Here is a 4,047-nt window from a genome sequence, read left to right as displayed (position 1 = left end):
GGGTCGTTAGCTCAGTTGGTAGAGCAGTTGGCTTTTAACCAATTGGTCGTAGGTTCGAATCCTACACGACCCACCATTCTTTTAAAAAGCCCGCTTTGTTAAAGCGGGCTTTTTTGTGCGTGAAAAATAATGGATCAATGAAGTTTAAGCTTTGGTGTTGTGCTGCGTTCCAGAAGATCTTTCGCTATCAACATGCCGGTACGCCAGAAACCGTAGAGAGTCATCTGGTGGAGGCGGTAGAGTGACAAGTAAAATAACCTTGCCATCCATCCTTCCAGCATCACATCGCCCATTAAATTCCCCATTAAGTTTCCTACAGCAGAATGGCTGCTCAGAGATATCAATGAACCGTGATCCCGGTATTTAAAATCCAGTAATTCCTGGTTGTTCAACTTACGAGTTAAATTCTTGGCCAGAAGGCTGGCTTGCTGGTGGGCACTCTGAGCCCTTGGCGGAATAGTAAAATCACCATCTTTGCCGGAGATGGTGCAGCTGGCACAATCACCAAGGGCAAATATGTTTTCATCCTGGGTGGTTTGCAGGGTGGGTTTTACTATCAACTGATTAATGCGATTGCTTTCAAGGCTATCAAGATTCTGAAGGAATTCAGGGCCTTTAATTCCAGCGGCCCAGATTGTCAGATCGGTTTTGATCATTTCACCACTGCGGGTTTTGATGCCGTCTGCGGTGATTTCGCTGACCAGGGTGCCAGTCAGAGTGTGAATGCCCAGTTTATTCAGCTGAGCTTGTACGCCCTTGCTGATACGTTTCGGCAGTGCTGGAAGTACCCGATCACTGCCTTCAACGAGAGTCAGCTGCATCTCTCCTGAATTCTGCTCAAGGCCGTAGCGAACCATCAGGTTGGCGGCATTGTGAAGTTCTGCTGTCAGTTCTACACCCGTAGCGCCGGCGCCAATCACGGCAATATTTGTGCGCTGTGGGCCTTCTTCTCCGGATACATAATGCAGAGAGCGGCTGATGAGATGATGATGAATGCGCTCGGCCTGTTCACGGCTGTCGAGGAACAAGCAATGTTCCTGAGCGCCTGGGGTGCCGAAGTCATTGGTATGGCTGCCTACAGAGATAACCAGAGAGTCGTAATGAATTGTTCGCTCTGGTAGCAATTCTGCGCCGGTATTGTCGAAAGCAGGTGCGAGGGTGATGATCTGCTTGTCTCTGTTTAGCCCAGACATTGTTCCAGGTTGGAAGCGAAAGTGATTCCAGTTTGCCTGAGCAAGGTAATTCAATTCATCGCTGTAAGAGTTCAGGGAGCCTGCAGCAACCTCATGCAACAGCGGCTTCCAAATATGAGTCATGCGGGCGTCCACAAGCAGGATTTCTGCTTTCTTCTTTTTTCCCAGCGTTCGCCCAAGCCGGGTAGCCAGTTCCAAACCGCCGGCCCCGCCACCGACAATAACAATACGATGCAACCCCTGATATTTATGCATTAGTGTTTTCAGGCTCTGTTAATGCGAGGGCGGCGCCACTTTCTCATTCTTGTTTTTGGGTCGGCAACTTCGCTTGTTGATATTAATTGTGAGATAAAAATTCAGTATGGCTGAACAAATATTCCAATCACGCGGGCAGCAACTCCCAGTGCAATAATGCTCAGGGTCAACCAGAGCATCATTGTCCAGGGGCGGAACGGTTTGCGTTCCTCTCTGTTGACACCAGAACTTACGAAGTCATCCACAAGTTGTTGGTCGCTGTTATTAAGGCGAGTTGCTTGCCCGCTGTCACTGTTCTTGCTCTGGTTTTTCTGATTCATAGGCGTGCCCGCTGCTTAAACAAACTGCCATACATCGTCGCTTTCGTGCAGTTATCTATGATTATTTTTATGAGAAGGGGAAACCCCTGAATCCATTCTGTAAGGATTATGGTTGATTGTTCCTCAGTGTGACAAGCGCAGGAGTGACAGAGTGAACTGGAAGAATGCCACCGAAAATCCGTTGCTGGGATGGTTTCGGGCTCTGGGAACGGAGTTTATGCTCTCCCTTGTTGGATTGCGCTACTGTTTTTCTCTTCGTTTTTTGAATTTCGAACTTCGACGGAGACTGTTTTTCTTTCTCTGTTCCCCCTGGGCAGTGAGTAGGCGCTTTCTCGATCAACGAGGTGAGTTTGATGCTCAGGGGTACGGAGAAACCCCGCTGATAACTCTGGAAGCTGTTGCTCGTCGGCTCGGGATTTCTTCTGATGATGCCGTCCTCGAGTTGGGGGCCGGCACTGGCCGCAACTGTGTGTGGCTATCCGATCGCTATGGCTGCAGAACTCTCGGTATTGAGCAAATTCCGCTGTTCGTTCAGTTAGGAAAGAAACTGGCCAGGACATGTATGCCAGCGGGGCGGGTTTCTTTTATCTGCGGGGATATGTTTGATCTGGATATGTCGCGCTGGCAGCTGGTGTATGTTGACTGCACGGCAATGAGTGAATCCTGTATCCGTCAGGTGGCCATGTTGTGTGCAGGATTGCCGGACGGGGCAAAGGTTGTGTCGGTGAATGCTTCGTTTGCCCAGCTGATGCCAGAACGCTTCCAGCTTGAGACTGCATTTCCAGGGTTGTTTATCTGGGGTTGGTCGGATATGAGGATTCAGCGAGTAGGGCCGCCGGAGGAAACTCCTGAAGGTCAGGACGACCTTCAGGATGATGAGCTGTTAAATCAGCTCGAGAGCCATAGCGGTCGCTTCACCGCCACCGATGCATAAAGCCGCTACGCCTTTCTTGCCGCCGGTGCGGCGCAGAGCGTAAATCAGTGACAGGATGATTCTGGAGCCGGTAGAGCCGATCGGGTGACCCTGAGCGCAGGCGCCGCCATGGATATTGACTTTGGCGTGATCCAGTTTGTGATCTTGAATCGCAGCCATAGTTACCATGGCAAAAGCTTCGTTGATTTCAAACAGATCTACATCATCTTTGTTCCAGCCTGTTTTTTCAAACAGCTTGCTCATTGCGCCAACAGGCGCAATGGTGAACTCGGAAGGATGGCGTGAGTTGGTTGCATGGCCCGCGATGCGTGCCAGAGGTTTGAGGCCACGCTTTTCTGCTTCACCTGCAGTCATAAGAATCAGGGCGGAAGCGCCATCAGAAATAGAGCTGGCGTTTGCCGCCGTAATGGTGCCGTCTTTGGCGAAAGCCGGACGCAATTGAGGAATCTTGTCGATACGGGCGTTGCCTGGCTGCTCATCTTCAGCAACGACGGTTTCACCTTTACGGGATTTAATGGTGACTGGAACAATCTCTTCTTTCAGGTAGCCGTTTTCAATGGCTGAGTTGGCGCGGGAAAGAGATTCAATAGCAAAGTTATCCATCGCTTCTCGAGTCATTTTGTACTCGTCAGCCATGTCCTGAGCAAAGGAACCCATCAGGCGGCCAGTCTCGGCGTCTTCCAGCCCATCCAGGAACATGTGGTCAGCAATCTTGCCATGACCCATGCGGTAGCCACTGCGAGCTTTGTCGAGAACGTAGGGAGCGTTGCTCATACTTTCCATACCGCCCGACACCATAATGGTGTTGGTTCCGGCTTTGATCAGGTCGTGGGCCAGCATGGTGGCTTTCATGCCAGAGCCACACAGCTTGTTAATAGTGGTGCAGCCGGTTTCATCGGGCAGGCCTGCCTGGCGGGATGCCTGACGGGCAGGGCCTTGTTTCAGGCCTGCTGGTAAAACACAGCCCATAATCACTTCTTCAACATCAGCAGAAGCAATGCCGGCTCTTTCTACAGCAGCTTTGATTGCAGTGGCGCCAAGTTCGGGGGCTGTGAGGCTGCTGAGTGAGCCCTGAAGACCACCCATAGGAGTACGGGCGCCGCTGACAATTACAATGTCATCCTGATTCATGCTTGATACCACGTTTTCTGTTTTATGATTCTGATTATGGTCGCCGTGGCATTGTATATCGCAGTTTGTATGACGTCATGTTTGCTGTTGCTCAAAGTGATTTACCAAAACTGACTTCTCAGGGTGCCTTAATGGAACCTGATTACCACTGTAAGTCAGCCAGCTTAAGAAGCCTTTCTGGCATTGGGCACGTACGTGCTGCCATGTAGCCAAG

4 protein-coding genes and 1 tRNA gene are annotated in these 4,047 nt (G+C 50.7%); 2 read left to right on the top strand and 3 right to left on the bottom strand.

What is annotated here, in order from left to right; translation table 11 throughout:
- Positions 1-76: transfer RNA gene (locus tag QMA35_RS20905), tRNA-Lys, on the top strand.
- Between the two features lie 58 nt (positions 77-134).
- On the opposite strand, the gene QMA35_RS20900 is transcribed toward QMA35_RS20905, so the two are convergent.
- Positions 135-1,448, bottom strand: coding sequence for an NAD(P)/FAD-dependent oxidoreductase (locus QMA35_RS20900; protein ID WP_281649084.1), 1,314 nt, complete (start codon positions 1,446-1,448; stop codon positions 135-137).
- A gap of 101 nt (positions 1,449-1,549) precedes the next feature.
- Entirely contained in the window at positions 1,550-1,768 is a 219-nt protein-coding gene (locus QMA35_RS20895) for a DUF3094 family protein (protein WP_281649083.1), read from the bottom strand.
- Between the two features lie 151 nt (positions 1,769-1,919).
- On the opposite strand from QMA35_RS20895, the gene QMA35_RS20890 reads away from it, so the two are divergent.
- Positions 1,920-2,702, top strand: coding sequence for a class I SAM-dependent methyltransferase (locus QMA35_RS20890; protein ID WP_281649082.1), 783 nt, complete (start codon positions 1,920-1,922; stop codon positions 2,700-2,702).
- Here the strand turns inward: QMA35_RS20890 and QMA35_RS20885 are convergent.
- Complete coding sequence (locus tag QMA35_RS20885; protein WP_281649081.1) at positions 2,652-3,833, bottom strand: acetyl-CoA C-acyltransferase; 1,182 nt, start codon at positions 3,831-3,833, stop codon at positions 2,652-2,654. The genes QMA35_RS20890 and QMA35_RS20885 overlap by 51 nt on opposite strands.
- Positions 3,834-4,047: the final 214 nt, after the last annotated feature.

The sequence above is a fragment of the Parendozoicomonas sp. Alg238-R29 genome (assembly GCF_947331445.1).
Taxonomy (GTDB): Bacteria; Pseudomonadota; Gammaproteobacteria; order Pseudomonadales; family Endozoicomonadaceae; genus Sansalvadorimonas.
This window is presented reverse-complemented; position numbering and strand designations above follow the sequence as displayed.